This window comes from Flammeovirga sp. EKP202 (genome assembly GCF_014534745.1).
Taxonomy (GTDB): Bacteria; Bacteroidota; Bacteroidia; order Cytophagales; family Flammeovirgaceae; genus Flammeovirga.
Window position 1 is genome coordinate 42381 of the sequence record NZ_JACVVP010000057.1, and the last position, 6385, is coordinate 48765.

Sequence of the window (6385 nt, forward strand, 5' to 3'; positions counted from 1 at the left end):
TTCTGAGGTTGACCTATTTTTTTGTATTGAACTTTACAAGAAGAGTTACATGTTTCTTCTGTACTGTCCTCCGACATCAAATAGTGCATGTGTAATTTGACCAAGAGAACAATATTTAGAGGCTTCCATTAAAGCATCAAAAGTATTTTGATTGGCTAAAGCAACACCTTGCAGGTCCTTTAATTTTGCAATTGCGTTGGCTTTGGCATGTTGATGTAAACTTTGCAGAGAGGTGATTTGACTGTCTTTTTCTTCTGTAGAAGATCGAATTACTTCTTCAGGAATAATAGTAGGAGAACCTTCCTTACTTAAGAAGGTATTGACACCTACAATAGGGTATTCACCATTATGCTTTAACGTTTCATAATGCAGGGATTCTTCTTGAATTTTAGAACGTTGATACATTGTTTCCATTGCACCCAATACGCCTCCACGCTCAGTTATTCTGTCAAATTCCATCATCACAGCTTCCTCTACCAAATCTGTCAATTCTTCAATGATAAACGAGCCTTGTAATGGATTTTCATTTTTTGCTAATCCAAGCTCTTTATTAATGATCAATTGGATAGCCACTGCTCTTCTTACAGATTCTTCAGTAGGAGTAGTGATGGCCTCGTCATAAGCATTAGTATGCAATGAATTACAGTTGTCATAAATAGCATATAATGCTTGCAGAGTAGTTCTAATATCATTAAAAGCAATCTCCTGAGCATGCAACGATCTTCCTGAAGTTTGAATATGGTATTTCAATTTCTGGGAACGGTCACTTCCTTTGTACTTAATTTTTAAAGCTTTCGCCCAAATTCTTCTAGCCACTCTGCCAATGACCGCATATTCTGGATCCACGCCATTAGAGAAGAAGAAAGAAAAGTTGGGTGCGAAGTCATCAATTTTCATTCCTCTGTTCAGGTAGTACTCTATAAAAGTAAAACCGTTGGCTAGTGTAAATGCCAATTGAGAAATTGGATTAGCACCTGCTTCTGCAATATGATAACCAGAGATTGAAACAGAATAGAAATTACGAATGCCATTGTCAGTGAAATACTGTTGCATATCACCCATTAAACGTAGTGAGAATTCTGTAGAGAAAATACAAGTGTTTTGTGCTTGATCTTCTTTAAGAATATCGGCTTGAACCGTTCCTCTTACTTTGGCAATTGTTGCTTTTTTGATTTCATTATAAATTTCTAAAGGTAAAACCTGATCACCTGTTACGCCAAGTAACATCAATCCTAAGCTATTATGATTTGGCGGTAAATCACCTCTATAAACTGGTATACCTTGTCCATTATAGATCTTCGTAATTTTATCTTTTACTTCTCGTTCCAGACCATTTTCTTTAATGTAGACCTCGCATTGCTGATCAATTGCTGCATTCATAAAGAACGCCGTCATCGCCGCCGCGGGACCATTAATAGTCATTGAAACGGAAGTGCTTGGAGCACATAAATCAAACCCAGAGTATAATCTTTTGGCATCATCTAAACAGCTTACATTGACACCTGAATTCCCAATTTTTCCATAAATATCAGGCCTGAAGTCAGGATCTTCTCCATAAAGGGTTACAGAGTCAAAAGCGGTAGACAATCGTGCCGCAGGTTGTCCTTGAGAAAGGTAATGGAACCTTCTGTTTGTTCTTTCTGGGTTTCCCTCACCTGCAAACATCCTCGTGGGATCTTCTCCTTGTCGTTTGAAAGGGAATACACCTGCTGTGTAAGGAAATTCTCCAGGCACATTTTCCTGCATTACCCAACGAGTAATATCACCCCACCCAGTAAATTTAGGGAGTGTAACTTTGGAAATTTTATTGCCGGATAATGTTTTAGATTTAGCTTCTACTTTGATGTCTTTGCCTCTTACTTGGTAAGTGAAAGTGTCTCCGGCATAAGCTTCTACTTTTGCTTTCCAGCCTTCCAATACATCAAAAACATTGTGGTCTAAATCTCTTTTTATTTTATCAAAAGCTTCCTGTAAAGTAGCCTTTGTGTTTTTGTCAGCTTCAAGAATTTCTATTGATTTTTGTAAACCAAATAGCTGATCAGCAATGTCAGCTTGTTCCTTGACATGTAAATTGTAGTTTCGCACGACTTCAGAAATCTCTGACAAATATCTAACTCTTGATGGAGGGATAATATGAAAGCGGTCTGAAGTTTCATTTACTTCAATCTTAGGGAATTTGACAGTACTTTTTTCTTCTAAAAGTGAAATGATTTTGTTGTATAACTCATTCACACCTTCATCATTAAATTGAGAAGCCATGGTGCCGTATACAGGAATATCATCTTCTTTCAGTTCCCAAAGCCCATGATTTCTTTTGTACTGTTTTGCTACATCTCTTAATGCATCTAATGCTCCTTTTTTGTCAAATTTATTAAGGGCAATTACATCGGCGTAGTCTAGCATGTCAATCTTTTCCAATTGAGTAGCTGCTCCATATTCCGGCGTCATCACATAAAGGGAAACATCGCTGTAATCCACAATTTCAGTTCCTGACTGACCAATACCAGAAGTTTCTAAAAGTATTAAATCAAAATCAGCTGCTTTAACGACTTCCAATATATCTTCGATATGTTCTGAAATAGCTTGGTGTGCTTTTCTTGTAGCCAATGAACGCATATAAATTCGACCATCAGCAATAGCATTCATTCTGATTCTATCTCCTAGAAGTGCTCCTCCTGTTTTTCTTTTCGATGGATCAATAGAAATGATCGCTATTGTTTTATCTTCAGATTGAGAAAGAAACCTTCTGATTAATTCATCGACGAGGCTTGACTTTCCTGCTCCACCAGTACCCGTGATACCTAATACAGGAATGTTTTTATCTTTATTCTGAACTTTAAGTTCTTTGATGAAGTCTACTTGATCTTCTTTGAAATTTTCTATTGCTGAAATAATACGGCCAAGGTTTCTATGGTTTTTCTGCCCTAATTGGAGCTTTTCTTTTCCTAGATTTTCTCCAGTAGGATGATCACATTGAATCAAGATATCATTAATCATTCCTTGCAGCCCCATCGTACGGCCGTCGTCAGGAGAATAGATTTTCTTGATGCCATAATCGTGCAACTCATCAATTTCAGATGGGAGAATAGTGCCACCGCCACCGCCATAGATACCAATATATCCAGCACCTCTTTCTTTCAGCAAGTCATAAATGTATTTGAAATACTCTAGATGTCCCCCTTGATAAGAAGTAATCGCAATTCCCTGCACATCTTCCTGTATGGCACAGTCTACAATTTCCTGAGCCGTACGGTTGTGCCCAAGGTGAATGATCTCTGCACCCGAAGATTGCATGATTCTACGCATGATGTTGATCGACGCATCATGGCCGTCAAATAAAGAGCCCGAAGTGACTAGCCTTACCTTGTTTTTCGGTTTGTAAGGTGTAGCGTTGTTCATTTGTGAAGTCATTTTTGTGATGTGTGTTTAAGTTATGGTTAAGTACTAGTTCATTACCAAAGAGGCTTTTGTACTAGTGTTTATGTGTGTATTTTAAGTTTGACAGTAAAACTGTCTTGAGTGTCTATAATCTCTAGTTGATGTTTGAGGTTATACTGCAAATTGAGACGTTTTTTTACATTTTCCAAACCAATGCCCCCTAATTGGTCTTTTGAAAGCTTTGTACGAGGTTTGCTGTTCGCTACTTCAAAGTAAATTTCATTAGATGTACTTACATCTAACTTTACTTTAATCCATCCATGATCTTCATCTTCAATATGACTATGCTTAAAAGCATTTTCGATAAATGGAGCAAACAGTAAAGGAGCAATTTGTAAGGAGGGTTTCTCAATGTTCCAATCTGTCTCAATATTATCTTTTATACTATCACTTTTAAGTAAGTGAAGATCGATAAAGTTTTTCAAGTAATCGACTTCTTTGTGAATCGGAACCGTTTCAGTGGAGGTGTCATAAAGCATGTACCGTAGCATATCAGAAAGCTGTAATACCACTTCCGGAGTTTTGTCTGACTTGATAAAAGACAGTGTATAGATATTATTCAGTACATTAAAAAGAAAGTGGGGGTTGACCTGAGATTTTAAAAAACTCATTTCAGATTTCACTTGTTCCTCTCTCAATAAAGTAGCTTCATTCTCCTTTTTTAAGCCAAAAAGTGTCATCCTGTATGCTGTACTAGCCAAAGCGATCACTCCAAAAAGAATAATATTGTAGGTACTTTCAAAAATCTTAAATCCTTTACGGACCCTCTTTGCATTACGATTTTTTAATGCTCTTTCTCGCATTTCAGGGTCATCAAAAGGAAACATCATCCTTTCTGTATTGGATTGTTTCCATGCTTGGAAAATTTCCTTTTCGATATATTGATAAAGAAAGGCAATGATTAATACAAAAGAAAAAAGAGATAATGCATAAACGAAATGCTTTTTCTCTAATAGTAATTTAGGAACTAAATAGTTGAGGTTAATTTGCCATATGAAAACCTGAAAACCCACCAGTAATACAGCCTTCATTGAACCATAAGCAAAGCCAAACCTTTGTTCGAAAAAGCTGTATGTCAAAAAAAGATAGGCAAGTATTAGTAGTCCTTGCCAGATATGATCTTGTTTAATTTTTTGTTGAGCTAACATTGAGTTTGTCATTATAATGAATAACAAAAATAACAAATGTAGGGAAAAGGATAAAAACTGAACGAAAATGGATAATCAATAATTGAATAAGGAACGTTTTGAAAGGTATAGTTTTTAAAGTTTAATTATCGTAAAGTGAAGATGAAAAAAAACATATACAGTTTCTTATGCTTATTTTTTACCGTATTTGGTTTAAATGCTCAGTCTCAAAAGCCTAATGTATTAGTGATTATGGGAGATGATGTTGGGTATGATAACATTTCTCGATACAACTTAGGACAGTTCAGTTACACAACTCCTAATATTGATCAAATTGGGGTTGATGGTGTGACGATGACTACGTCTTATGCGCAACAAACCTGTACAGCAGGTCGTGCTGCTTTTATTACAGGACAATCTCCTCTGAGAACTGGTTTAACTACTATTGGTATGCCTGGTTCTAAGATTGGATTGCAAAAAGAAGATCCTACTATTGCAGAAATTCTTAAGCCTTTAGGTTATAGAACTGGTCAATTTGGAAAAAACCATTTAGGAGATAAAGATGATTTTCTACCCACTAATCATGGTTTTGATGAGTTCTACGGAAATTTATATCACTTAAATGCTGAAGAAGAGCCAGAAGATCCTGCTTATCCGCAAGATCCTGAGTTTAGAAAAAAATATGCTCCTAGAGGTGTGATTCATTCCTATGCTGATGGACGTATTTCGGATACAGGTCCTTTAACTGCTAAGAGAATGGAAACTGTAGATCAAGAATTTCTTGATGCTTCAATGAAATTTATGGATACTGCGATTGATAATGATGAACCTTTCTTTGTTTGGTTTAATTCAACAAGAATGCACGTTTGGACACATTTAGAAGGTGGAGAAAAAAATGAAGACCTTCAAAAATATGGTATTTACGGAGCGGGTATGAAAGAGTTAGATAACCAAGTAGGTGAGCTTCTAGATTTCTTAGAAAAGAAAGGTGTTTCTGATAATACTATTGTGATTTTCACAACTGATAATGGTGTGGAAAAAATGACTTGGCCTGATGGTGGTAATTCAAGATTTAGAGGAGAAAAAGGCTCTACTTGGGAAGGTGGTGTACGTGTACCTTTCTTAATAAAGTACCCTAATGGTATTAAAAATACAGGTAAATATTTAAATGGTATGATTGCTCATGAGGACGTGATGCCTACACTTTACAGAGCAATTACTGGGAAAGGAGACCTTGCTGAACAATTAAAAACAACGGGATATCAAGGTTTAGATAGAAACTACAAAGTACATTTAGATGGATATGATCAATGGGATTATATCACAGGTAAGCAAGATGAATCTAACCGTAAAATAAATATTTATGTTGCGGATAATGGAGATATTCAAGCTGTAAGATGGAATGATTGGAAAGTACATTTCATTATTCAGGAAGGAGAAGGTGAAGATGGAATCATGGGACCTAGAACAGTATTGAACTGGCCAAGAATTTATAACCTTGCACAAGATCCTTATGAAGTTGGAGATGAATCTGGTTTATATTTAAAATGGATGGGACAAAAGATGTGGCTTTTTGTACCTATAAAAGAAATTTTAGGTGAGTTTGTTGGGACATTTCAAGAGTTTCCTCCAAGACAAAAACCTGAGACATTGTCGCCTACAAATCTAAAGAAATTGATTTATAGCAAAACAAAATAATAAATAGTTAAAAATGGAAGTTGAAATGTGTTATTTAACTAAATTACTGAGCTATCGCTCTTTTAAAATTTTGAATTTTCATTTCTTTGACAGAAAGCCGATCTTTCTCCTATGAAAAGACT

3 protein-coding genes are annotated in these 6385 nt (G+C 35.9%); 1 reads left to right on the forward strand and 2 read right to left on the reverse strand.

From position 1 onward, the window contains the following. Positions 1–45: 45 nt before the first annotated feature. Both IC221_RS24520 and IC221_RS24525 read right to left on the reverse strand, forming a co-directional pair. The gene (locus IC221_RS24520; RefSeq protein ID WP_188171477.1) at positions 46–3399 is read right to left on the reverse strand and encodes a methylmalonyl-CoA mutase family protein; all 3354 of its coding nucleotides are present in this window, start codon (positions 3397–3399) and stop codon (positions 46–48) included. Between the two features lie 80 nt (positions 3400–3479). After that, positions 3480–4586, reverse strand: a complete 1107-nt coding sequence (locus IC221_RS24525; RefSeq protein WP_188171478.1) for a sensor histidine kinase — start codon at positions 4584–4586, stop codon at positions 3480–3482. Positions 4587–4727: 141 nt separating this feature from the next. Between IC221_RS24525 and IC221_RS24530 the strand changes: the two genes are divergently transcribed. After that, a complete protein-coding gene (locus tag IC221_RS24530) occupies positions 4728–6263 on the forward strand; it encodes an arylsulfatase (protein WP_188171479.1) in 1536 nt (511 codons plus the stop codon). The last annotated feature ends 122 nt before the right edge of the window (positions 6264–6385 follow it).

Bases quoted from the DNA above. Each gene is read 5' to 3' on its own strand.
- IC221_RS24525 (WP_188171478.1), bottom strand. From the start codon at position 4,586: ATGTTAGCTCAACAAAAAATTAAACAAGATCATATCTGGCAAGGACTA.
- IC221_RS24530 (WP_188171479.1), top strand. From the start codon at position 4,728: ATGAAAAAAAACATATACAGTTTCTTATGCTTATTTTTTACCGTATTT.
- IC221_RS24520 (WP_188171477.1), bottom strand. From the start codon at position 3,399: ATGAACAACGCTACACCTTACAAACCGAAAAACAAGGTAAGGCTAGTC.